The sequence below is a fragment of the Amycolatopsis sp. NPDC039088 genome, assembly GCF_055598845.1.
In genome coordinates this window covers 214,552-238,215 of record NZ_JBVKAE010000010.1, presented here as the reverse complement: position 1 = coordinate 238,215, position 23,664 = coordinate 214,552, and the positions used below count along the sequence as shown (strand labels likewise).

Below are 23,664 nucleotides of genomic sequence, written 5' to 3'. Positions count from 1 at the left end.
AGAAGACTCGCCGACCGGCTCCGGTTCATGCTTGACCGGACTGCAGATGCGGACGGCGGCGGTGCTTCTGGGGACAGCGGCCCGCGCCGAGGCCGGATTCCATGACTTGAGTGGTTGAGAGCTAGGGGAGTGCGGTGGCATGAGCGTTGAGCGGATTTCGATTGTCGGTATCGGTCTCCGATACCCGGACGCCGGTTCCCCGGATGAACTGTGGGAGAACGTCCTCGCCGGCCGTCGGGCGTTTCGGAGACTGCCCGACGAGCGGATGAACCTTGAGGACTACTACTCGCCCGACCCGAAGGCGCCGGACCGCTTCTACGCCAAGAAGGCCGCGGTCCTGCGTGACTACGAGTTCGACCGGATCAAGTACAAGGTGGCCGGCAGCACGTTCCGGTCGACCGACACCACGCACTGGCTCGCCCTCGACGTCGCCACACAGGCCTTGGCGGACGCGGGTTTCCCCGAAGGCGACGGACTGCCGAGGTCCGCGACCGGCGTGGTGATCGGAAACAGCCTCACCGGTGAGTTCTCGCGTGCCAACATCATGCGGCTGCGCTGGCCGTACGTGCGCCGCACGGTCGCGGCGGCACTCGCCGAGCGCGGCTGGGCCGACGGTGACACCGCCGAGTTCCTCCACGACCTCGAGGCGCAGTACAAGGCGCCGTTCCCGGAGATCGACGAAGACACGCTCGCCGGCGGGCTCGCCAACACGATCGCCGGCCGGGTCTGCAACTTCTTCGACTTCGGCGGCGGCGGGTTCACTGTGGACGGTGCCTGCTCCTCTTCGCTGCTTTCCGTGGTCACCGCGGCGAACGCGCTGTCGGAAGGCGACCTCGACGTCGCCATCGCCGGTGGTGTCGACTTGTCGATCGACCCGTTCGAGGTGATCGGTTTCGCCAAGACCGGCGCGCTCGCCAAACGCGAGATGAAGGTCTACGACGCCGACTCCAACGGTTTCTGGCCCGGCGAGGGTTCCGGCATGCTCGTGCTGATGCGCGAGGACGACGCGATCGCGCAGGGCAAACGGATCTACGCCTCGATCGGCGGCTGGGGCGTCTCGTCCGACGGCAAGGGCGGCATCACCCGGCCCGAGGCGTCGGGGCACCGGCTCGCACTGAAGCGGGCCTACGACAAAGCCGGATACGGCGTCGAAACCGTCTCCTACTTCGAAGGTCACGGCACCGGGACCGCGCTGGGCGACGCCACCGAGATCGAGGCGCTTTCCACTGCCCGCCGCGACGCCGACCCGCTCGCCGACCGTGCCGCGCTGAGCACGATCAAGGGCAACATCGGGCACACCAAGGCCGCGGCGGGGGTCGCCGGGCTGATCAAGGCGACGCTGGCGGTCTACCACCAGGTCATCCCGCCCGCGACCGGTCATTTCGACCCGCACGAGTCGCTGGTCGGCGATTCCGCGCGGATGTACGTCCCGGCCGAGGCCGGGTTGTGGCCCTCGGACCACCCGGTCCGCGCCGGAGTCTCCGCGATGGGATTCGGCGGCATCAACTCGCATGTCACCGTCACCGAGGCACCGGGTGCGGCCCGGCGCAAGGAGCTCGACGAGAAGACCCGGTCGCTCGTCGCCGGACGGCAGGACAGCGAGCTGCTGCTGCTGGACGCCGACGACGCCGCCTCGTTGCGCGGCCGGGTCAGCGGGCTGCTGGAGGTCGTGCCGAAGCTGTCGTTCGCGGAACTTTCCGACCTCGCCGGCACGCTGTCCGCGGAACTGTCCGGAAAACCGGTGCGGGCGGCGGTCGTCGCGACCAACCCGGAGGACGCCGAGCGCAAGCTGGCCAAGCTGCTCGACCTCCTCGGCGAGGGCGAACCGGAGGTCTTCTCCGCCGGTGAAGGCATCTTCGCCGGAGCACGCTCCAAGGGACCGAAAATCGGCTTCCTGTTCCCCGGCCAGGGTTCCGGGCACGGCACGGTCGGCGCGCTGCGGAAACGCTTCACAGGCGCCGACGACATCTACCGCGCCGCGGGCCTGTCCACCGGCGCCGATCAGGTGAGCACCGACGTCGCCCAGCCGCGCATCGTCACCGGTTCGCTCGCCGGGCTCCGCGTGCTGAAGAGGCTCGGCATCGAGGCGCAGACGGCCGCGGGCCACAGCCTCGGTGAGCTGACCGCACTGCACTGGGGCGGCGCGCTCACCGAACGCGAAGTCCTCAAACTGGCGAAGATCCGCGGCAAGGTGATGGCGACCGCCAGCGACGGCAACGGTGCCATGGCGGGGATCGCTGCCGCACCGAACGTCGTCGAGCGGATCGCCGACGGTGAGGACGTCGTCATCGCCGGCTACAACGCGCCGGAGCAGACCGTCCTTTCCGGACCGGCGGACGCGATCGAGCGGGTGGTCGCCTCGGCCCGTGCCGAGGGCATCACCGCCACCCGGATCAACGTCTCGCACGCCTTCCACTCACCCGCGGTCGAACCGGCGGCCGAAGCGATGACCGAGGAACTGGCCGCGTTCGGCTTCGCGCGGCTCGATCGGCCCGTGGTGTCGACGGTGACCGGTGACGTCCTGCACGCCGCCGAGGATCTCCGTGATCTGCTGCGCGACCAGGTGGTCCTGCCGGTCCGCTTCCGCGAGGCGGCCGCGAAGGTCGCCGAGCGCAGCGATCTGGTGATCGAGGTCGGCCCCGGCCGGGTGCTCACCGGTCTGTTCGGCGAGATCGCGCCCGGCACGCCGGTACTCGCGATCGACACTGAAAGCCCGACGCTGGCCGCGGTACTGAAGGTCGCCGGTGCGGCCTTCGCGTTCGGCGCCCCGCTGGACACGTCGGCGCTGTTCGACGGCCGTGTCGTGCGGGCCTTGCCGTCGAACGGCGAGTTCTCCTTCCTCGCCAGCCCGTGCGAGGCCGCGCCGTCCATCGGCGCGGAACTGGCCCGCGACCGCGTCGCCGAACCCGCCGAGGCGGCCGCGGCGGGGGAGGCCTCGGAAAGCGGTGGCAGCAGCACGCTCGACCTGCTGCGCAAGCTCGCCTCCGAGCGGGTCGAACTGCCGCTCGAAGCGGTCACCGCCGATACGCATCCACTCGACGACCTGCACCTTTCGTCGATCACCGTCGGCCAGCTGGTCAACGACGTGACCCGCGCGCTCGGCCGTCCGGCGCTGGAAGGCATGCCGAACTTCGCGACCGTCTGTCTCGGTGAACTCGCCGAGATGATCGACGAACTCGCGCAGACGGCCAAACCCGCCGACAGCAACCAGGCCGAGGTGGCGGGCGTCGGACCGTGGGTCCGTCCGTTCGCGGTCGAGTACGTGGTCGCGCCGAAACCGGCGCCCGATCTCACACCGGGCATCTCCACCGCCGAGTGGACGGCGTTCGCCCCGGCCGGGCACCCGCTGGCGGAGCCGCTGCGCGCGGCGCTGGCAGGCGCGGGTGTCGGCGACGGTGTCCTCCTCTGCCTGAAGGAGGACAGCGACGCCGACGACGTCGGGCTGTTCCTGGACGCGGGCCGTGCGGTGCTGGCCGCGCCCAACGGCACGCGGTTCGTCGTGGTGCAGCACGGCCTCGGCGCTTCCGGGCTGGCGAAGACGCTACGGCTGGAGGACCCGTCGGCCCGCACCACGATCGTCGATCTCGCCGACGTCGATCCGGTCGACCCCGGGGCCATCGGCGCCGCGGTGTCCACTGTGGTCACCGAGGTCGCGGCGACGAACGACTTCAGCGAAGTCCGCTACGACTCCGCCGGTGTCCGCACCGTGCCGAAGCTCGGCGCGCTGAAGCCGTCGGAGTCCGAAGGGACCCCGCTGGGCACCGACGACGTCCTGCTCGTCACCGGTGGCGGCAAGGGCATCACCGCGGAGAGCGCCTTGGCGCTGGCCAAGGACTCCGGCGCGAAACTGGCGTTGCTCGGCCGGAGCGATCCGGCCGACGACGCCGAACTGTCGGAGAACCTCGGCCGGATGGCGGCGGCGGGCATCACCTACCGCTACGAACGCGCCGACGTCACCGCCGCACAACAGGTGGCGGACGCGATCGGCCGGATCCAGGCCGAATTCGGCCCGGTCACCGCCGTCCTGCACGGCGCGGGCCGCAACGAGCCCGCCGCGCTGTTCTCCCTGACCGAGGAGACCTTCCGCAAGACCCTGGCACCGAAGATCGGCGGTCTCAACGCCGTCCTCGACGCCGTCGACAAGGACAAGATCAAGCTGCTGGTCACCTTCGGCAGCATCATCGGACGGGCGGGCCTGCGCGGTGAAGCGCACTACGCCACGGCCAACGACTGGATGACCGAACTGACCGTGCGCTTCGGCCGCGAACACCCCCAGGCGCGGGCGATCGCCCTCGAATGGTCGGTCTGGTCCGGGACCGGGATGGGCGAAAAGCTCGGTGTGGTCAGCGCTTTGCTGCGCGACGGCATCACCCCCATCCCGACCGAGGAGGGCATCGAGATCCTCCGCCAGGTCGTCGGCGATCCGGCCACCCCGTCGGTACTGGTCGTCTGCGGCCGTACCGCGGGGTTGGCCACCCTGCCGGTGGAGAAGCGCGAACTGCCGCTGAACCGCTTCGTGGACCGCGCGGTGGTCCACTACCCGGGTGTCGAGCTGATCACCGAGGCCGACCTCTCCGCGGGCAGCGACCCGTATCTGGCCGACCACCTGCTCGACGGCCAGCTGCTGTTCCCGGCGGTGATCGGGATGGAGGCGATGACCCAGGTCGCCAAGGCCACGCTGGCGGTGGAAAGCCTGACGGCGCCGGTGTTCTCCGACGTCGAGTTCCTGCGGCCGATCATCGTCTCGCCAGGCGGGTCGACCACCATCCGGCTCGCCGCGCTGGCCAGGGACGCCGAAACGGTGGACGTGGTGCTGCGCAGCGGGGAAACCGGGTTCAGCGCCGACCACTTCCGCGCCCGGCTGCGGTTCAGTCGTCCGGATCCGCTCGGTGACACGGTGGTCCGCGACGTCGCGCTGCCGCCGGTCCCGGTCGACCCGACGACCGAGCTGTACGGCACGGTTCTCTTCCAGGGCAAGCGATTCCAGCGGGTCACCGGTTACCGCCGGGCCAGCGCGCGGCACGCGGTCGCGGAGATCGCGACCGGCGCCGAGGTCGACTGGTTCGCGCCGTTCCTCCCGCAGGAACAGCTGCTGGCCGACCCCGGCACCCGCGACGCGATGATGCACGCGATCCAGTGCTGCGTCCCGGACGCGACGCTGCTGCCGCAAGGGATCGAGCGGCTGTACCTCGCCGAACCCGGCGAGCAGCATCCGGAATACGTGCTCCTCGACGCCCGCGAGCGGTCGCAGGACGGCGACAGCTACGTCTACGACCTCGACGTCCGCAACCCCGACGGGAAGCTCGTCGAGCGATGGGAAGGGCTGAAACTGCGCGCGGTCCGCAAACGCGACGGTGCGGGGCCATGGGTCCCGTCGATGCTCGGGTCCTATTTGGAGCGTTCCGCCGAACGGCTGCTCGGTTCGTCACGGGCGATCGTCGTCGAACCGGACCCGATCGGCGTCCCGGTCGAGACCACGCCGGAACGGCGGGCGCAGACGGCGCTGGCCGCCGGCCGCGCGGTCGACGCCCCGCTCGAGATCCGCTATCGCCCGGACGGGAAACCGGAGGCCGACGGCGTCGAGGTGAGCGCGTCGCACAGCGCCGACCTCACCCTGGCGATCGCCGGTAGCGGCCGGATCGCGTGCGACGTCGAAACCGCGATCGAGCGGACACCGGAGGACTGGGCCGGTTTGCTCGGTGAGGAGCTGCTTTCGGTCGGCGAACTGCTCGCCGCCGACACCCGCGAGCCGCTCTCGGTCGCCTACACCCGGGTCTGGAGCGCGCTGGAATGCGTGCGCAAGACCGGCGACATGACACAGGCGCTGACCGTGCACCGGGTCGATCCGGACGGCTGGGCGGTGCTTTCGCACGGTACCGCGCGCATCGCCACCTGGGCGACGACCGTCAACGACCGGACCGATCCCGTCGTCTTCGCGGTGCTCCAGGGAGAGGAAGACTGACATGGCCGACTACTACGAGATCCTGCACACGGTCGGATTCGAAGAGACCAACCTGGTTGGCAACGTCTACTACGTGAACTATGTGCGCTGGCAGGGCCGGTGCCGCGAGATGTTCCTGAAGGACAAGGCGCCCGCGGTGCTCGAAGAGGTCCGCCGCGACCTCAAGCTGTTCACCCTCAAGGTCGATTGCGAGTTCTACGCGGAGATCACCGCGTTCGACGAGCTGTCCATCAGGCTGCGCCTGGAGGAGCTGACCCAGACGCAGATCCAGTTCACCTTCGACTACGTCCACCTCACCGACGAGGGGGAGCGGCTGGTGGCGCGCGGGCGGCAGCGGATCGCGTGCATGCGCGGCCCGAACACGGCCACGGTGCCCAGCCGGGTGCCCGAGCAGCTGCGCGAGGCGCTGATCCCGTACGCGGTCAACGGCAAGGGGGAGTGACGTGGGCACAGTGGAGCCTGCAACGGGAGCTCAGGAACCCTCGCGGCCGGTGCTGAAACGCCTGCCGACGCCGGCCGCGCGGCGCCGGTTGTCCGCGCAGGCCGGGCTGCGGGAGGTGATGGGCCAGTTCGCCACCGGGGTCACCGTGCTGACCGCCGGGGGTGAACGGGCGCACGGGATGACCGCCAACGCCGTCACCTCGGTGTCGCTGGAACCGCCGATGGTGCTGTGCTGTGTCTCCCGCGCGGCCCGGATGCACGACGCGATCGTGACGGCGGGCTCGTACGCCGTCACCGTGCTCGCGTCGGACCAGAAAGACCTCGCGAAGTACTTCGCCGACTGGCGCCGTCCGGCCGGGCTCGCGCAGTTCGATTCCGTCGAGTGGACAGCAGGCCCGCAGACCGGTTCCCCGCTGCTCGACGGTGCGCTGGCGTGGCTGGAATGCGAGCTCGCCGAGGTCTACGAAGGCGGTGACCACTCGATCTTCCTCGGCCGGGTGGTCGCCTCCAGCCGTGGCACCGCGCAGGACTCGCTGGTCTTCTACAGCGGCGGCTACCACCAGATCGACGGCCGCGTCCGCGCGTCGGCCTGAGAGAGAGGAAATGTCATGACCACCAACGAATCCGCCACCGCCCGGCCGGACGAGACACCGGTGTCGGTGCACTCGCTCGACCGGCCGCCGGTGGTGACCACGATGCCTCGGCTCGGACGGGGGGTGTGCTGGCGCGACATCGTGCGCGAGATCGAACTCGACGAGCTCGAGCGCGAGGCCCGGCTGAAGGAGGCGGCGTGACCCTGCAAGGCGATCCGGGCGCTCAGCGCACGGAGGACTCCGAGGTGGTGCCGCTGCCGGAGGACCGGCTGCGGCGCACCCGGATCCCGAGGGCGACCGACGGGCAGGTGATCCCGCTCGCCCGCGGCGCCGAACCGGTGCACCCACCGGAACCGACGATGCCGTTGCTGCGCGGCCAGCGCGACGAGCTGCGCGAGCATATCGTCGACGGGCGGCTCGACGGCGTCCGGCGGCAGCACTCGCTCGGCAAGCACACCGCGCGCGAACGGCTGGACCTGTTGCTGGACCCCGAGTCCTTCACCGAGGTCGAGCTGTACCGGCGGCATCAGGCGAGCGGTCTCGGGCTGGCGGAGAACCGGCCGTACACCGACGGCGTCATCGCGGGCTCCGGCACCATCGACGGGCGGCGCGTGTTCGTCTACGCGCAGGACTTCACCGTCTTCGGCGGTTCGCTCGGCGAGGCGCACGCGGCGAAGATCCAGAAGGTGATGGATCTGGCCATCGCCACCGGTTCCCCGCTGATCGGGCTCAACGACAGCGGGGGAGCGCGGATCCAGGAAGGGGTCATGGCGCTCAACGGCTACGGCGGCATCTTCCGCCGCCAGGTCGAGGCGTCCGGTGTCATCCCGCAGATCAGCGTGGTGCTGGGGCCGTGCGCGGGCGGGGCGGCGTATTCGCCCGCGCTCGCGGACTTCGTCTTCATGGTGCGGGACACCGCGCGGATGTACCTGACCGGACCGGACGTCGTCGAGACCGTCACCGGTGAACGGGTCAGCCACGACGAACTGGGCGGGGCGGACGTGCACGGCGCCTCCTCGGGCGTCGCGACCGTGGTGCACGACGACGAGGAGGCCTGCCTCGCCGACGTCCGCTATCTGGTGTCGCTGCTGCCGTCGAACTATCTCGACCCGGCGCCACGGGAGCCGTCACAGGACGCGGGGAAGGACCGGCGTCCCCGGTTCGCCGAACTCGTCCCCGTCGAGCCGAACAAGCCCTACGACATGCGGGACGTGTTCACGGAACTGGCCGACGACGGCGAGTTCTTCGAACTGCACGAGCGGTGGGCGCGAAACGTGCTGTGCGCGCTCGCGCGGATCGACGGCCGCGTGGTCGGCCTGGTCGGCAACCAGCCCGTGGTGTTCGCCGGCGTGCTCGACGGACCGGCTTCGCAGAAGGCGGCGCGGTTCGTGCGGTTCTGCGACGCGTTCAGCATCCCGTTGGTGACGCTCGTGGACGTCCCCGGCTTCCTGCCCGGTGTCGAACAGGAGCACTCCGGGATCATCCGGCACGGCGCGCAGCTGCTGCACGCCTACTGCGAGGCGACCGTGCCGCGGATCCAGGTCATCCTGCGCAAGGCATACGGTGGCGCGTACATCGTGATGGACTCGCGGTCGATCGGGACCGACCTGTCGCTCGCCTGGCCGACCAACCAGATCGCCGTGATGGGCGCCGAGGGCGCGGTCAACGTACTGTTCCGCAAGGACCTCGCCGCCGCGGCCGACCCGGCCGCGTTGCGCGCCCACCTGGTCGCCGAGTACACCGAAGAGTTCATGAACCCGCAGTACGCCGCCGAACGGGGACTCGTCGACGACATCATCGACCCGGCGGACACCCGTTCCGCCGTCGCGCGGGCGTTGGAAATGCTGCAGGACAAGCGAAAGGCGGCGCCCCAGCGCAAGCACGGCAACCACCCGATCTGAACGGGGGAACCATGCCACCGTCCGAAAAGGACACTTCGGTGCCGGTGTTCCGGGTCCTGCGGGGGGATCCGGAAGACCGCGAACTGGCGGCACTCTTCGCCGTCTTCGGCGCGCTCGCCTCCGCGGCGTCGCCACCCGCCGGCCCGGTGTGGTCGGCGTGGTCCGCGCGGGGGCGGGCGGATTGGCGTACTTCGGTCTTGCGTTGAGGTGTCAGGTCCGTGAAGGCCTCCTTCCCTACTCTCAAGGTAGGGAAGGAGGCCTTCACGGACCTTTCCGGTTTGCGGCTCACGCGGCGTCGACGGTCGCGAGCCGGTGCGCCGCCTCGGATTCCCGCCGCGGCGGATACGTGCTGTGGTTGATGTGCACGGCGACGTAGAGAATCCCGTCCGCCACCACCGTCTCCAGACCCGTTCGCTCCCCAGGCTCGAACGGGCCTCCACAGGCCGCACAGGTCCGCTGCCGCTCCGCGGCGCTCACGGCCGGTCCCTTTGTTCGGGGGCGTCGGCGTCGGGCCAGGACAGGCCAAGCAGTTCGACGTCCAGTTCGTCGTCGGCGTAGATCTCGTACGGGTCGAGGCGTTCGGTCATGGTGTGCTCCTTGGGTTTCCGTGTACTACCAGGGCACTACCGGTACCCCCTCACCGGCGACTCGTTATTTGCTCATCGCGATCTCCAGCGGACTTCGAGTGCGCCACGATCGCCCTCCGATCGGCGAGGTCCATCCTGGGTTGTCAAGTGAGCGGTTCATCGAAGGCCGGGAGGAACGTCATGACGGCACAGGTGCGAATTTGGGTGGTGACCGATGATCTCGACCCACGCGGGATCAGCGGGGCCGACGAGACGGTGTTCGTCCCGGAGCCGAGGCCGTCCGCCGAAAACGAGGCGTCGGCCGACCACATCGTCCTCGGTTACAACTAGCGGACATGAGCGGCGACCAGTACGCGCGGCACGAACAAAGAAGACCATCGGGTACCGCGGACGGGAGAATGAAGATCGTCCGCGACCCGGCGAGACCTCGAGGAGGCCTTCGGATGGCTATGCGCCTCCAGCTCACGTCGGGTTTGCAGGTGCTGGAAGAATGGGCGATCAACGCTCCGCAGGCCGATCGCAATGTTATCTACGAAGCCCTCTTCGCGGTAGCCGACGGATCCGCTTTTCTCATCTACGACATTTTCGGAGATGGCAGGGATCCGCATCAGTTCATCATTCTGGTGAAACACGACCTCGTCATCAGGATAGGGCTCAAGCGGGCCGATTCCTCGTTCGAGATCGTCTATATCGGCGCCTTGGAACACGGCACACCCGCGGCGGCCTGGGCAGAGGACTCGGACGAGTCCTGACCTGGTACCGCTGAACGGACTAGTCCGAAACCTCGTTACCGGCAGCCTTTCGCACCAGTGCGTCCTGCGTTCCTCATCTTGACACCGTCCGTGTCACCGTGAAATTCTTCGGGTGTTTGCGGATGGGGGGAATTCTGCCGACCGGTTTAGTCGAACGGGACGGTTGAACGGCAGGGTCGAACGGCACGATCGAACGGCGCAGCTGAGCAGTGTAGCTGAAAGAGTGCGGTCATCGAGGTATGGAGGCACGAAAAATGTCATCACCCGAATTCCCAGGACTGGACGTTTCCACCCGGGTACGCGCACGTGACATTCAAATGGCGGGCGTCGCCGATGTCCGCCGCCGGGTGCTGATGATCTCCGGCGCCATCGACACCACCGACCACGACGTCTCGGTCAGCGTCAACCTGCCGGAACCGGGCCGGTGGCAGGTGATCAAATCCGAGACCAACCTGACCGACAAGACCTGGGTCGCGATGCAGGTCGTCACCGACGAGGATTCGACGTTCGTCAACGACGCCGACACCCTCGTGCTTTCCCGCCAGTTCTCGAAATCCTTCATGACGCCGGATCAGCGACGGCTCACCTTCTACGACGGTGAAGTCCGCCCCGGCGAAGCCGTGCTGAAGGTGTACTCGCTGGACGCGGGCGGGCGGAAGCCGACCTACTCCTATTCCCGCTACAGCCCGATCGCGACCGACACCGCCGAGCAGTCCCAGCAGACACTGGAAGAACTGATCAGCAACGGGATGAAACAGCGTCCCGTGATCGAGCTGATCGTCCCGGTGACCGTGATCGGCTGAGCACGCCGGTGATCACCTTCGTCCCGGAGCCCCATCTGCTCGAATCGCCGCGCGGGCGCGAGTGGCCCGCTCTCCCGGCCACCCGCGCCGCCGTCACCCCCGCCCCGCCGTCCGGTGCCGACGTCGTCATCGTCGGGGCGGGCCCGGCCGGGCTCGCGGTCGCTTCCGCGCTGTGGCACCACGGCGTGCGTGACCTCGTCGTCGTCGACCGCGACGGCCGCCCCTGCCGCCGGTTCTTCGACCGCGTCGACCTGCTCGGCCAGCGTGTGCTGCGTTCGCCGTACGAACACCATCCCGGCGTCGAGGGCTATCGCGACTGCGAGTTGCTGGACTTCGCCCGGCTGCACTGGTCGGTGCTGACCCCGGTGGAACGGCGGGAGATCCGGATGGCGCAGGCCGGGCACCGCTCGGTCGTCCCCGTCGACGTCTTCGAGGCCTACTGCGCGCATCTCGCCGCCGGCCATCACGTCACCGAACGGACCTGGCGCGGTTCGGTCCGCGAGGTACTGCCGACGTCGGACGCGGTCACCGTGCGCGCCGACCGGTTCTCCGTCACCGCCCGCCAGGTGGTGCTGTGCCTCGGCGAGGAACGCCGGTCGGCTCCGGACATCTGGTGGGGCGGCGGCCATCCGCCACGCGGCGTGAGTTACTGGGACGAACCCGTTCCCGACGGCGGAAAACGGCTCGCCGTCGTCGGCGCGGGCCTCACCGCCGCGCATCTGCTCTCCACCGGGCTCGCCCAGGGCCGCGAGGTGCACTGGGTGGTCCGCGAAGCAGGCGAGCGCTATCAATGCGCTGACGTCAATTCGTCGTTCTTCCGCCCCGAAGGCCGCGCCCGCTTCGACGGCGTGAGCTGGTCCGACCGCCTCGAACTGATGGGCCGCTTCCGGCGCGCGTCGATCATGTTCGAGTTCCGGCCGATGCTCGAAGCCGCCGAAGCCGAGGGACGGCTGATCGTGCACCGCGGCAAGGCGATCACGAAGGTGCGGCCTGGGGTGCGCCTGCACCTCGAAGACGGCGAGACGGTCACCGTCAACCACGCCGTCCTGGCACTGGGCACGACGCCGTCGATCGGCGACGCTCTGATGCCCGACGAGGCCGTTCTCGACCGCGGTGGCTGGCCGAGCCTGGACGAGCGCACTTTCGCCTACGTCGGCGCGCCCCGGGTCTTCGCCGTCGGCGCGGCCGCGGGTATGGCGCTGGGCCCGGCCGCCCGCAACATCGACGGCCATCGCGTCGCCACCGCCAGGGTCGCGGCCACCGTGGCCGCGAACCTGCGCACGGGAACCTCGCCGCGGGTCGCCACGAAGGACGTCGCCCGTGTCTGAGCCCTACGACTCCCGGTTCACCCTGCCCTCGATCGACGACGCCCCGTCGACGGAGGCGGGGGTGATCCTGATGGGACTGGACGCCGAACGGCTGCTCGCCGGCGTCGGCCTCGCGCGGATCGCCGACGAGCCCGCTCTGGTCGCGCTCGCCGTGGACCAGGCCCGGCACGACGCGCTCAACCTGGACACCGACGCGCTGATCGAAGCGGGCGTCGTCCGCTGGCGCGCGGTCCGCCCGCTGATCGAGGCGGGGCCGGAGGTGACCACGGCCGGTTCGCTGCGCAAGGAATGGGAACAGACCGCCGCCAGGGTCACCGCCACGGTGACCGGGCTGGGTCCGGCGTCGGTCGCCTGCCTCGCCGCCTGCTGGCTGCGCCGCGAAGACGTCGACAAGTTCGCCGAACACGGGCGGACGCCGGAAAAGGGGAGTACACGCGATGTCCTATCTCAAGTCTTTGCCGACTGACGCCACGCTGCTGCAGGTCTTCCAGAAGTTCCCGGCCCCGGCGTCGCGGCTGCTGGACTTCCACGAACTCGTCATGCGGGCGCCGTCGGCGTTCGGTGACGGTGAGCGGGAACTGATCGCGGCGTACGTCTCCGGCGTCAACGATTGCCAGTACTGCCATGGGGTCCACACCGTCACCGCCGAGGCTTTCGGTGTGCCGGAAGGGCTTCTGGCCGCCGCACTGGCCGATCTGGACTCCTCGCCCGTGGACGAGCGGATGAAGCCCGTGCTGGCCTACGTGGGCAAGCTGACGCGGACGCCGTCGAAGATGACCGACGCCGACGCCGAAGCCGTGTTCGCGGCGGGCTGGGATGAAGCCGCGCTGCACGACGCCGTCCTCGTGTGCGCGCTGTTCAACTTCATGAACCGGATGGTCGAGGGACTCGGGATCCGTGCCGACGCCGCCTACGCGAAGACTTCGGGCGTGCGGTTGAAGGACGGCGGCTACGCGGGTCTGGCGCGGCTGCTCGATTCCTGAACTCGGGTGCATCCCGAGCCGGTCCTAGCGAGTGACTACGCCATTCGTGTGCATCGGACGCCTCGATGACCACAGTCGGTCATTATCGCCCGGTGAGAGCAGGCGATCGCGGTCCGTGATCACAATTCCGCCTCGTTACTCCATCTGATAATCGCGGGCGCGGAAATGGAGTAGTCGAAGCGAACCTTCTGGCGTAGGCGAAAAGCACGACTCGCGATGATTGATGGCACTGGTTGCGCACCGGCCCCGGATAGCACGATTTCTTCATCGAAGGAACACCCCGATCAACCTCCGAAACGTCTGGGAGCCACTCGATGAAGAACACCGTGACCGACAACGTCCGCTCGCTTTTCGCCGTACGGGGAATCGACACCGGTTCCGCCGGGAACCAGGTCGACCTGGTGATCGACCGGTTCGACAACTGGACCAACCGGCCGGGCGGTCAGGTCTTCGACTGTTTCACCGGAGCTTGTTGCGTCTCCCCGCCGCTGGCCGAGGCGAGTTGAGAGCATCCCCGCCGGCCGCTTTTCGCGTTCGAACGCGAAAAGCGGCCGGTTCCGTGCGTGCGCCGCGCCGCGAACCTCCTCGCGGCGACGGAAAGTCACCGACCAACTACCAGCGCCGTGTCCGGGTGGCCCGATTGTCGTAGCTTCCTCGGGGCGGATGCCGCTGGACCGGAAGCACTCGCCACCCGAACGGTGGAACGCGTTCTGTCCGACCGTGTTTATCTTGGGTCACGGGGGCGTGGTCTGAGGGGCGGCGCGATGGTGATCAGGGTTCTCGTGGCCGAAGACATGCACATCGTCAGGGGGGCACTTGTAGCGTTGCTGCGGTTGGAACCGGATATCGAAGTGGTGTCCGAAGTGGCCTCCGGTGACGAGATCCTCGCCGCCGCGCGCACCTCGCGCACCCAGGTGGCGGTCATCGACATCGATCTGCCCGGCAAGGACGGTCTCACCGCGGCCACCGAACTGCACGAGCAGCTTCCCGAGGTCAGAACGCTGATCCTGACCAGCCTCGGCAAGCCCGGCACGCTCCGGCGGGCGCTGGCGGCCAAGGTCAACGGGTTCTTGCTGAAGGACGCCCCCGCGGAGAAACTCGCCAACGCCGTACGCGGCGTGGCGGCCGGGCGGCGGATGGTCGACGGCGATCTGGCGCTGGCCGCCTGGGACACCGTGGACTGCCCACTGACACCGCGCGAGGTCGACGTCCTGCGGCTGACCGCCGAAGGCCGCGACACCCTCGAGGTCGCGGCGAAGGCCTTTCTCTCCACCGGGACCGTGCGCAACTACCTGACCACGATCGTTTCGAAGCTCAACGCGCGCAACCGGGTCGACGCGATCCGGATCGCCAGGGAGTCCGGCTGGATCTAGGCCTAGACCGGGACCACCGCGCGCAGCCGGAACCGCCCGTCGGGTTCGACACCGGCGGTCAATTCGCCGCCGAGCCCGGCGACGCGGTCCGACATGTTCATGATGCCGCTGCCCGGCGCCTCGACCCGGACAGTCTTCTCCGGCCTCGCCTGCCCGTTCTGGACGCCGTCGTTGACGATGTCCAGCGCGACGCCGTCGCCGACCCGCCGCACCGCGATCTCACAGCGTTCGACCTTGCTGTGCCGCAAGACGTTCGTCACGCCCTCGCGCAGCACCACGGCCAGCACCGTCCGCACGGTCGACGGCAGGTCCTCGTGCTCGATCTCGAGCCGCACCTGGACGTCGGCGGCCACCAGCACCGCCTGGGCCGAGCGGGACTCCTGGTCCAGCGACAGTTCCCGGTAGCCGCTCGCCACCGAGCGGACGTCGGTCAACGCCTGCCGGGTGAGCCCAAGGATCTCCAGCAGCTCGTCGGACGCCCGGGTGGTGTCGATGTCCATGATCCGGCTGGTCAGCTCGCTCTTCAGCGCGATCGCCGAAAGGCTCATCCCGAGCAGGTCGTGCAGATCGCGGGCGAAGCGCAGCCGTTCCTCGGCGACCGCGACCTCGGCGAGGCGTTTCCTGGTCGCGTCCAGTTCGGTCACCAGCCGGATCAGCCAGATGAGCCCGAAGACCATCAGCCCGGTGTTCAGCATGGACGCGAAGCTGTAGAAGCCGCCGAGGAAGTCGGTGCCGTGGTCGATCCGGATCAGCACGACCCCGGCGGCGGTCACGGCGAACGCCGTCCATCCGGCCAGCGGCGGCAGCACCAGCAGCGCGGTGCCGGCGAACAGGCTGGGCAGGCTCACCCAGGCCTTCCCCAGCGGGATCAACGGCAGGAAGATCAGGCAGGCCTGTACGAAGAGCAGCGCGTAGCTCTGGCGCGAGCGCAGGCGGACGTTCGGCCGGGCGAAATAGGACAGCTGCAGTGTGATCAGCGCGGTGAGATACCCGGCGGTGAGCGTGAGGTACCAGCCGTCGTCGGTCAGCATGAAGGCCCGCGTCATCGCGGAGAGACCGAAGAGGATGAAGACCACCGTCAGCGTCCACTGGACGTTCCTGGCGTCGATCCTCGACCAGTGGCCGGTGTTCTGTGCCAGCGCCGTCTCGGTGGGTTCGGCCTGGTCGGGCACCGGGAGTTCGGCGTGCAACCGCCACCGGCCCGCCGCGTCGGTGCCCGCGCTGAGCGTTCCGCCGTGCCCGTCGACCTCCTGGGTCACCTCGCGCAGGCTCTCGGCCGTTTCCTCCGGGACGTCCTCGTGCGCCGTGCCGTCGTGGACGATCTCCAGTGCGACCCGTCCCTCGTTCGCGCGCACGGTGATCTCGCAGTGCTCGACGCCGGTGTAGCGGAGCACGTTCGTGACGCCCTCCCGCAGTACCTTCGCCAGCAGGGTGCGCAGCTTCACCGGGAGCTCGACCTGCTCGAGGTCGAGCCGCACCGCGACGTTCGACGCGGAGAGCAGTGACACCGCGGTCCGTGATTCCTTGTCGAGCGACAGCTCCCGGTAGCCCCTGGCCACCGACCGCACGTCCGACAGCGTGCGCTGGGCGATCCCGGTGATCTCGGCGAGTTCCTCGCGTGCCCGGTCCAGCGATTTGCGCAGCAGCCGGTGCACGAGTTCGCCCTTGAGCGCGATCGCCGAAAGGCTGAGCCCGAGCAGGTCGTGCAGGTCCCTCGCGAACGCCAGCCGCTGCTCGGCCACCGCGCGCCCGGCCAGTTCGGTCCTGGCCTGGTGCAGTTCGGTCACCAGCCGCGCGAGCCAGGTCAGCAGGTACACGACCAGCGCGTAGAAGAGCGCGGTGACGCTGTCGAACACCGCGCCGAGCCAGGTGGCGTCGTAGGTCCACAGGATCCACGTCGTCCCCGCCATGAAGACGGTGAACACCGTCCAGCCCGTCCGCGGCCGGAAGAGCAGCAGCGCACTGCCCGCCGCGAGCGTGGTCAGCGAGCTCAGCGCGGCCTCGAAATGCAGGGTCGGCAGATAGGCCAGGCATGCCTGGATCCCCAGCATGACCTTCGCGAGCCTGGTGTCCAGGCGGACGGCCGGGCGGCTGAAGTACAGGAGCTGGATCGCGAGCACGGGGCCGACGTAGAGCACGGCGAGCAGGCCCTGCCAGAAGTCCACCCCGGGATGCAGCAGCACCGACAGCAGACCGAACAGACACGAGTTGACGAAGACGACGGTGATGATCAACCCGGCGAGGAACAACGCCCGCCTGGGCCGCCGGTCGATCCCGGCGGTCCCCAGCGGCTCGGCGGTCACCGCGAGCTGTTCCGGCACAGGCACCCCAGTGGTAACAGGAAACGTCTCAACTTTGTCGTGTTCCGACCTCACGACGGCCAAGGACGGCCGTCGCACGGCCTTCCATCGCGGTGTATTCGGATCCTAACCCATGCTTGTTACCCCGGTTGGTCTTTCCGGGTAAGGGAGAACGGCGGACGAGAGGACGTTTCCCCGCCGGTGACAGGGAAAATCCCGGCGGTCACCCGTGCGGGTGTGGGTCGTTCGGACCATGCGGGTGATCTCGCGACACGCCACGATGGAAGACGTGCGCCGAATCCTCCGGTTCCACTGTGTACGCCACGCCGGGACGGCCTGTCGCGGCGCGGGGGGACCGGTGGCCTTAAGCTCGGTGCATGGCCAGGTATTTCGACGTACATCCGGAAAATCCGCAACGGCGCGCGATCGGACAGGTCGTCGACATCCTGCGCGGGGACGGGCTGATCGCGTACCCGACGGACTCCTGCTTCGCGCTCGGCTGCCAGCTGGGCAACAGGGACGGTATCGACCGCATCCGGAGTATCCGCAAGCTCGACGACCGCCACCATTTCACCCTGGTGTGTCAGGACTTCGCCCAGCTGGGCCAGTTCGTGCACGTGGACAACGCGGTCTTCCGCGCGGTCAAGGCATCCACGCCGGGCAGTTACACGTTCATTCTCCCGGCGACCAAGGAGGTTCCGCGCCGCCTCATGCACGCCAAGAAGAAAACGGTCGGCGTGCGCATCCCGGACAACGTGGTCACGCAGGCGCTGCTGGGCGAACTCGGCGAACCGTTGCTGTCGAGCACGCTGCTGCTGCCCGATCAGGAAGAGCCGATGACCCAGGGCTGGGACATCAAGGAGCGGCTGGAGCACGTGGTGGACGCGGTGATCGATTCCGGCGAATGCGGGGTCGAGCCCACCACGGTGATCGACTTCTCGTCGGGGGAACCGGAGATCGTGCGGCGCGGCGCCGGCGACCCCGCACGCTTCGAATGACCGCGAGCCGGCACCTCGGTCGTGGTGCCGGCCCGCGCGCGGTTCCGTCCTCGTCAGTGCGTGACAAGCCCTTCGGTCTTCGACGGGGCCGACGGGATGTGGAAGAGCCGCGTGAAGAGCTCCAGGTACGCCGCGTCGCCCTTGATGGCCACCGCGCCGCAGGTGAGCGCGCTCGTGGCGTCCAGCTCGCCGTTCATCAGCTTGAGCATGAGCGGTCCGCGCGGCTCGATGACGAGATCCGGATCCGGATGCGGGCCTTCGCCTGCCGTCACCGCCCCGTCCTCGACCACCGCGTGGACGATCATCTGGTCGCCGTAGTGCAGCTCGAACGAGCCACGGACGCCGTGGGCCTCGTGCGGCTGGAACGTCGTGTACAGCGAAAGGATGGCCGCGTCGAGGGTGAACAGGTCGTCCGCGGCGGGCTCGGTGAGCGACCGGGCACCCCACAGGCCCAGCTGCAGCAGGATCTGGTCGAGGTCGTTGCCGTACTCGGTCAGCTCGTAGACCACTCCGGCGTCGAGCTGCGAAAGCACCCGGCGCTGGACGACGCCGTGCCGTTCGAGTTCGTTCAGCCGGGTCGACAGGATGCTCGTCGGGATCTTCGGCAGGCCCTGCTGGAGCTCGTCGAAACGTTTCGGGCCGAGCACCAGGTCGCGGATCACGAGCAGGGACCAGCGTTCCCCGATGATTTCGAGCGCGCGGGCGAGGCCGCAGAACTGGCCGTAGGTGCGAGCGGTCATGCTTGACTCCTCAACTTCCTGGATCTGGTGACGGGGTGGTGTTCGTCCGCCGGTCGGCGTGATCAGCGGACCGGGTTTCCCTCGGAGAGCAGTTCGCGGTGCAGTTCTCGCAGTTCGGCGCAGGGTTCCACCCCCAGTTCGTCTTCGAGCCTCGCCCGCAGCCAGTGGTAGGACGCGAGCGCGTCACTACGCCGTCCGCTGAGCCACAACGCGCGGATCAGCTGGGCGTGCAGGGTTTCGTCGAGCGGGTTCGCGGTGGTCAGCGACCGCAGTACGCCGAGCATCTCCCGGTGCCGCCCGGACCGGATCTCGGCCTCGATCCACAGGTCACGGGCGTTGCGCCGGTGCTCCAGCAGATAGACGGTGTACGCGGCCAGCGTCGGTCCACAGTGGATGTTGGCCAGTGGTGGACCGGACCACAGATCCAGCGCGGTACGGAACGCGTGCGCGGCCGCCGCGTCGTCGCCTCCGGCCAGCAGGTCGCGGCCGAGGCGGTGCAGGCGTTGGAACTCCGACACATCGACCATGCCCGCGTCGACGTCCAGCCGGTAGCCGGGCGGACAGGTGACCAGCAGACCACCTTCGCCGTCGGGGTCCAGATGACGGCGGAGGTGGTGGACGTAGGTGTGCAGAGTGCGGCGGACGCTGCGCGGGGGAGTGTCGTTCCACAGCTCGTGGACCAGCGAATCGACGTGGACCGTCTTGCCGGGCCGGATGAGCAGCATCGCCAGCAGCTGCAGGAGTTTCGGCGTGGTCGGCGCGCGATCGGCCCCGCCGGTGTGCAGTTCGAGCGGGCCGAGGAGTCGCGCGCGTACCGCGACTTCTTTCGGTTCGGTACTCGTCCCGTGCATCCCTGCCCTCTCCGCGGACTCCCCCTCTGTGACGATGACAGAGGCGGAATCTTCGGAACAGTGCCGGAAACACCCGGTGGCCCGTGATTTCTTCGTTGCCCCGCATGCGATCGTCATGACTTGGGACACGGAACCGTTTGTGGCAAACGAGAAGACGCGCGGGAGGTCAGAGCCAGTCGGAATCGGTGGCGATGCGGATGGCGTCGACCCGGTTGCGGGCGTTGAGTTTCGTGACCACCGTGGCGAGATAGTTCCGTACCGTGCCAGGTGACAGGAATAGTTCGGCCGCGATGTCGGCGACCGTGCGCCCGTTCGCGGCGAGGCGCAGGATCTCGGCTTCCCTCGGGGTCAACGGGCAATCTTCCGTTTCCCACGCGGACAACGCTAGTTCGCTGTCGATGACGCGGCGCCCGATGGCGACGGAGCGGACGGCGTTGGCGAGTTTGTCGGCGGGCGCGTCCTTGAGCAGGAAGCCGTTGACCTTCGCGTCGAGCGCGCGGCGCACGGTGCCCGGACGGCCGAGTGAGGTGAGGATGAGCGTGCGTACGCACGGGAGTTGCTGGTAGAGCTCGGAAGCGGCGGCGAGGCCGTCTTTGGCGGGGAGGTCTATGTCGATGATCGCGACGTCCGGGAGGTACTCCGCGGCCATCGGCAGGATCTTGTCACCCGAGCAGACCTCCGCGACGACTTCTATGTCCTGTTCGAGGTTCAGCAGCGCGACCAAGGCGCCACGAACCATGTGCATATCTTCGGCCAATAGGACTCGGATCACTCCGACCTCCTCATCCCCCAGAAGCGCTAACTCTCAGTGTACATAGCAAACCTGGAAGAGTGAATATGAATCGCACGATTCGAGGTTGCGTTATTCCCGGTGCCCTGGTCGGCCGACCAAGGACCCGGGTGAGCTGCGAAGATGACGAAGAGCCGGTGATCATGACCGGATCACTAAAGAGCAATCGATCGATTACTCCGTGTCAGGTCAGATGACGGTAAATTTTCCGCCATAAGTACCTTTCATTCCCTGGTGAGTACGTTCCGTCCCGGTGAATTAATCCGGCGAACGGGTGAATTCACCATTGTCGGAGGCGGGGTATGGACTGTTCGGCGGTACCGGGTGGGGCCTCGATCGGCCGTCGAGCCCGCAGCGAGCACGGCGTGGTCTCCTCGGCGGGAGCCGAGTTCGCGCGCGAAGCCGACACTATCCACAAAGGACGTACGTGATGACTTCATTGCTGGGTGCCCTGCGCAAGGTCCTGTTCGCGCCCTCGCTGGCTTCGGTCGGCTTCGAGGGGCGCGGCTTCGGGATCCCGCCGACGGCGGCGACCGCCAGGCTGGAGTCGATCCCGCAGTCGGTGGTGTGCGGGTTCGAATGGGGGATCGACGCTCCGGCGCTCTGGGAGGCCGAGCGGCGGCTGGACATGGTGGAGCCGGAGATGCGCGGGTTCGCCTACGAGGGCGCGGCGATGGCGTTCACCATCCTGGATGTCATGCCCGGTGGCCGGAAGGACCGTACGGCCGAACTGATGAGCGGCCCCGGCCGTCCGCATCTCTTCCTGACCTACATCGGCATCGGGTTCGCCATGGCGCGGCTGCCAAGGCCGCTGTGGAAGAAGGTGCTGCCGGATCTGGACGGCGTGCCGTACCACCCGACGATGAGCTGGCTGGCCGTCGACGGCTACGGTTTCGACCGCGCGTATTTCGACACCCGCAAATGGGTCGGCGAGCAGTTCGTCCCCGCCCCGTACGCGTGGGCGGGCGCGCCTTCGTACTTCGGCCGCGCCTGTGACCAGGGCGTCGGGCGGGCGCTGTGGTTCATCAACGGTGCCGATCCGGTGAAGGTCGCCGCCGCGGTGAACCGCTTCCCCGCCGAACGCCGCCCGGACCTGTGGAGCGGCGTCGGACTGGCCTCGACCTTCGCCGGCGGCTGCGACCAGCGTGGGCTCACGGTGCTGCACGAATCGGCGGGGGAGCATCAGGACGAACTCGGCCTCGGCGTCGTGTTCGCGGTGAAGGCGAGGACGTTCTCGTCGTTCGCCCCGCCGCACACCCGGCGCGCCGCGCGGACGCTCGCCGGGCTGAGCATCGAGGAGGCCGTCGACCTCGCCGACCGGACCGAGGTGGCCGAGAACGCCGCGGACGGGACACCGGCCTACGAACTGTGGCGGCAGAACATCCGCGAGGCCTTCGCTCCTTCGGCGGGCCGTCTTTCCGCCTGAGGCCCTGTGAACGTCATGAGGGGTCCCCATCGGACGTTTTTCGTCCGTTGGGGACCCCTCATGACACCCAGGTGAGGATCAGGCCGCGTGCTTGAACGGCTTCGGCCGGCGCCGCAGATCGGGCAGCGCGAGCAGTACCGGCGGGTCGAACAAGCGTTTGGGACGTACCCGCAGGTCGGCCAGCCGCGCGGTGACCCCGGGTTCGACGGTGATCGGGCCGTGGTGGCCGGTATACCCGGCGCCGCGACGCGTGAGCGGCCCGCTCACACAATGCGCGACCAGGTGCCAGGTGCCTTCCGGAACCTCGCTCAGCTGATAGGGGCCGGGGGCCTCGATGACCGCGTAGCGCACGGGCGCGCCCTCGGGGATACGTGTCGGGAAGAGACCGACGAAGACGAGGCCGGGCGAGATCTCCGGCGGCGCCGAGACGAAACCGCGGACGATCGCCGGCTGCGCACCGGGACGGGGTTCACCGGCCAGCCGGTGCTGGAAACCGCCCTGCTGGCGGTACGCGGAGGGGGAGAGGCCGACACGGCTGCTGAACCGCGTGCTGAAGGTGCCGACGCTGTTGTAACCGACGCGGTGGCTGATGTCGGCGACCGTGATCGAGGTCGTCAGCAGCAGGCGTTTGGCCTCGTCGAGCCGCAGCGCGGACAGGAACCGGCCGGGCGAGACGCCGGTGGCCTGCTGGAACACCCTGGTGAAATGGAATTTGCTGAACGTCGCGGCGCGGGCGATGTCGTCGATAGTGAGCTCTTCGCCCAGTTTCTCGTTCATGGCCCCAATGGCTCGCTCCACGGCTCGCCGGACAGTCTCATCCATTTTACCGTCCTTTCGCTCGAGGAATTCTGGCGTGCTTTACGGTTTCCGACAGTAGTGTTCGCCGCCGCTTCTCCTGAAGTGCTTGATTCACCGCCGGATATGGATTCGTGTGTGCGCCGACGTGAAAATCTCACATGCGAAAACCACAGGTCGGCGGTGGTCTGCGCACTGGATCTCCACGGCGGCGGACCGCAGAATTCCTGGTAGCGCATCACGCCGGACGCACCCCGGCCGTGTTGGCGCGGTCCGAAGAAAGTATTCCCGCGGCAACACAGAACCGGCCCTCGACCGTGTCCCCCCGCGACGGTCAAGGGCCGGTTTCCATTTCGCGGGACGGGTGTGTGAGGATAGTATTGTCGGCTCGGGGGCGAGGCGCAGGAGAAAGGCAGATGGGGCGATGATCAAGGTCCTGGTGGCGGAGGACATGCACATTGTCCGTGGGGCCCTGGTCGCGCTGCTCGGGCTGGAAGCCGATATCGAGGTCGTCGCCGAATGCGCCAGCGGTGAGGAGATCCTCCCGCTCGCCCGGTCCTCGCGCCCCGACATCGCGCTCATCGACATCGATCTTCCCGGCAAGGACGGGCTCACCGCGGCCGCCGAACTGCACGAACAGCTGCCCGGGGTGCGCACGCTGATCCTCACCTCGCTCGGCAGCCCCGGAACCCTTCGGCGGGCCCTGGCGGCGAAGGTCAACGGCTTCCTGCGCAAGGACGCGCCCGCCGACAGGCTGGCCAACGCGGTCCGCGGGGTCGCCGCCGGACGGCGCGTCGTCGACGGCGATCTGGCGCTCGCGGCGTGGGACAGCGAGGAATGCCCGCTCACCGCGCGGGAGATCGAAGTGCTCCGGCTGGCCTCGGTCGGCTCCGAACCGACCGAGATCGCGGCCGAGTTGTTCCTCTCCGCCGGTACCGTGCGGAACTACCTGACGACGATCGTGTCGAAGCTCAGTGCCCGCAACCGGGTCGACGCCGTGCGGATCGCGCGGGAGTCCGGCTGGCTGTGACGGTAGTTCCG

At 68.6% G+C, this 23,664-nt stretch carries 23 protein-coding genes; 17 read left to right on the top strand and 6 right to left on the bottom strand.

What is annotated here, in order from left to right; translation table 11 throughout:
- The first annotated feature begins 139 nt into the window (after positions 1 to 139).
- The 6 genes from ACZ7KI_RS15890 to ACZ7KI_RS15865 are packed head-to-tail and all read left to right on the top strand — an operon-like array spanning position 140 to position 9,103.
- Complete coding sequence (locus ACZ7KI_RS15890; RefSeq protein ID WP_470273846.1) at positions 140 to 5,962, top strand: type I polyketide synthase; 5,823 nt, start codon at positions 140 to 142, stop codon at positions 5,960 to 5,962.
- A 1-nt stretch (position 5,963) separates the two neighbouring features.
- A complete protein-coding gene (locus ACZ7KI_RS15885; RefSeq protein ID WP_470273845.1) occupies positions 5,964 to 6,404 on the top strand; it encodes an acyl-CoA thioesterase in 441 nt (146 codons plus the stop codon).
- 49 nt (positions 6,405 to 6,453) lie between these two features.
- The gene (locus tag ACZ7KI_RS15880) at positions 6,454 to 6,996 is read left to right on the top strand and encodes a flavin reductase family protein (RefSeq protein ID WP_470273844.1); all 543 of its coding nucleotides are present in this window, start codon (positions 6,454 to 6,456) and stop codon (positions 6,994 to 6,996) included.
- Positions 6,997 to 7,011: 15 nt separating this feature from the next.
- A complete protein-coding gene (locus ACZ7KI_RS15875; RefSeq protein ID WP_470273843.1) occupies positions 7,012 to 7,197 on the top strand; it encodes a DUF6222 family protein in 186 nt (61 codons plus the stop codon).
- Complete coding sequence (locus ACZ7KI_RS15870; protein WP_470273842.1) at positions 7,194 to 8,897, top strand: acyl-CoA carboxylase subunit beta; 1,704 nt, start codon at positions 7,194 to 7,196, stop codon at positions 8,895 to 8,897. Before ACZ7KI_RS15875 ends, ACZ7KI_RS15870 begins: the two co-directional genes overlap by 4 nt.
- Before the next feature lie 11 nt (positions 8,898 to 8,908).
- Positions 8,909 to 9,103 carry an acyl-CoA carboxylase subunit epsilon gene (locus ACZ7KI_RS15865; RefSeq protein WP_470273841.1) on the top strand — a complete coding sequence of 65 codons (195 nt, stop codon included), beginning with the start codon at positions 8,909 to 8,911 and terminating at the stop codon, positions 9,101 to 9,103.
- 79 nt (positions 9,104 to 9,182) lie between these two features.
- On the opposite strand, the gene ACZ7KI_RS15860 is transcribed toward ACZ7KI_RS15865, so the two are convergent.
- Positions 9,183 to 9,374, bottom strand: coding sequence for a hypothetical protein (locus ACZ7KI_RS15860; RefSeq protein WP_470273840.1), 192 nt, complete (start codon positions 9,372 to 9,374; stop codon positions 9,183 to 9,185).
- A 290-nt stretch (positions 9,375 to 9,664) separates the two neighbouring features.
- Between ACZ7KI_RS15860 and ACZ7KI_RS15855 the strand changes: the two genes are divergently transcribed.
- The 8 genes from ACZ7KI_RS15855 to ACZ7KI_RS15820 all read left to right on the top strand — a co-directional run bounded on the left by ACZ7KI_RS15855 (position 9,665) and on the right by ACZ7KI_RS15820 (position 14,723).
- Entirely contained in the window at positions 9,665 to 9,814 is a 150-nt protein-coding gene (locus ACZ7KI_RS15855) for a hypothetical protein (protein WP_470273839.1), read from the top strand.
- 113 nt (positions 9,815 to 9,927) lie between these two features.
- Positions 9,928 to 10,236: a DUF6235 family protein gene (locus ACZ7KI_RS15850; protein WP_465507374.1), complete on the top strand. Its 309-nt coding sequence runs from the start codon at positions 9,928 to 9,930 to the stop codon at positions 10,234 to 10,236.
- Positions 10,237 to 10,553: 317 nt separating this feature from the next.
- Complete coding sequence (locus tag ACZ7KI_RS15845) at positions 10,554 to 11,039, top strand: DUF6423 family protein (protein ID WP_061987805.1); 486 nt, start codon at positions 10,554 to 10,556, stop codon at positions 11,037 to 11,039.
- Between the two features lie 8 nt (positions 11,040 to 11,047).
- On the top strand, positions 11,048 to 12,367 hold the full coding sequence (locus tag ACZ7KI_RS15840) for an FAD-dependent oxidoreductase (protein WP_470273838.1): 1,320 nt from the start codon (positions 11,048 to 11,050) through the stop codon (positions 12,365 to 12,367).
- Entirely contained in the window at positions 12,360 to 12,833 is a 474-nt protein-coding gene (locus tag ACZ7KI_RS15835; protein ID WP_470273837.1) for a DUF6187 family protein, read from the top strand. Before ACZ7KI_RS15840 ends, ACZ7KI_RS15835 begins: the two co-directional genes overlap by 8 nt.
- Complete coding sequence (locus ACZ7KI_RS15830; protein ID WP_470273836.1) at positions 12,805 to 13,350, top strand: carboxymuconolactone decarboxylase family protein; 546 nt, start codon at positions 12,805 to 12,807, stop codon at positions 13,348 to 13,350. Before ACZ7KI_RS15835 ends, ACZ7KI_RS15830 begins: the two co-directional genes overlap by 29 nt.
- Before the next feature lie 314 nt (positions 13,351 to 13,664).
- On the top strand, positions 13,665 to 13,856 hold the full coding sequence (locus ACZ7KI_RS15825) for a hypothetical protein (RefSeq protein WP_470273835.1): 192 nt from the start codon (positions 13,665 to 13,667) through the stop codon (positions 13,854 to 13,856).
- 258 nt (positions 13,857 to 14,114) lie between these two features.
- A complete protein-coding gene (locus ACZ7KI_RS15820; RefSeq protein WP_470273834.1) occupies positions 14,115 to 14,723 on the top strand; it encodes a response regulator transcription factor in 609 nt (202 codons plus the stop codon).
- Positions 14,724 to 14,725: 2 nt separating this feature from the next.
- Here ACZ7KI_RS15820 and ACZ7KI_RS15815 read toward each other — a convergent pair whose 3' ends face one another.
- Positions 14,726 to 17,044: a sensor histidine kinase gene (locus tag ACZ7KI_RS15815; RefSeq protein ID WP_470273833.1), complete on the bottom strand. Its 2,319-nt coding sequence runs from the start codon at positions 17,042 to 17,044 to the stop codon at positions 14,726 to 14,728.
- Between the two features lie 356 nt (positions 17,045 to 17,400).
- On the opposite strand from ACZ7KI_RS15815, the gene ACZ7KI_RS15810 reads away from it, so the two are divergent.
- The gene (locus ACZ7KI_RS15810; RefSeq protein ID WP_465507382.1) at positions 17,401 to 18,021 is read left to right on the top strand and encodes an L-threonylcarbamoyladenylate synthase; all 621 of its coding nucleotides are present in this window, start codon (positions 17,401 to 17,403) and stop codon (positions 18,019 to 18,021) included.
- Positions 18,022 to 18,074: 53 nt separating this feature from the next.
- Here ACZ7KI_RS15810 and ACZ7KI_RS15805 read toward each other — a convergent pair whose 3' ends face one another.
- The 3 genes from ACZ7KI_RS15805 to ACZ7KI_RS15795 all read right to left on the bottom strand — a co-directional run bounded on the left by ACZ7KI_RS15805 (position 18,075) and on the right by ACZ7KI_RS15795 (position 20,384).
- Positions 18,075 to 18,761: a winged helix-turn-helix transcriptional regulator gene (locus tag ACZ7KI_RS15805; protein WP_470273832.1), complete on the bottom strand. Its 687-nt coding sequence runs from the start codon at positions 18,759 to 18,761 to the stop codon at positions 18,075 to 18,077.
- A gap of 62 nt (positions 18,762 to 18,823) precedes the next feature.
- A complete protein-coding gene (locus ACZ7KI_RS15800; RefSeq protein ID WP_470273831.1) occupies positions 18,824 to 19,612 on the bottom strand; it encodes an AfsR/SARP family transcriptional regulator in 789 nt (262 codons plus the stop codon).
- 166 nt (positions 19,613 to 19,778) lie between these two features.
- Positions 19,779 to 20,384, bottom strand: coding sequence for a response regulator transcription factor (locus ACZ7KI_RS15795; protein WP_470273830.1), 606 nt, complete (start codon positions 20,382 to 20,384; stop codon positions 19,779 to 19,781).
- A 448-nt stretch (positions 20,385 to 20,832) separates the two neighbouring features.
- Between ACZ7KI_RS15795 and ACZ7KI_RS15790 the strand changes: the two genes are divergently transcribed.
- Positions 20,833 to 21,828, top strand: coding sequence for a DUF1702 family protein (locus tag ACZ7KI_RS15790; protein WP_470273829.1), 996 nt, complete (start codon positions 20,833 to 20,835; stop codon positions 21,826 to 21,828).
- A gap of 78 nt (positions 21,829 to 21,906) precedes the next feature.
- On the opposite strand, the gene ACZ7KI_RS15785 is transcribed toward ACZ7KI_RS15790, so the two are convergent.
- A complete protein-coding gene (locus ACZ7KI_RS15785; RefSeq protein ID WP_470273828.1) occupies positions 21,907 to 22,605 on the bottom strand; it encodes an AraC family transcriptional regulator in 699 nt (232 codons plus the stop codon).
- 442 nt (positions 22,606 to 23,047) lie between these two features.
- On the opposite strand from ACZ7KI_RS15785, the gene ACZ7KI_RS15780 reads away from it, so the two are divergent.
- The gene (locus ACZ7KI_RS15780; protein WP_465507387.1) at positions 23,048 to 23,653 is read left to right on the top strand and encodes a response regulator transcription factor; all 606 of its coding nucleotides are present in this window, start codon (positions 23,048 to 23,050) and stop codon (positions 23,651 to 23,653) included.
- Positions 23,654 to 23,664: the final 11 nt, after the last annotated feature.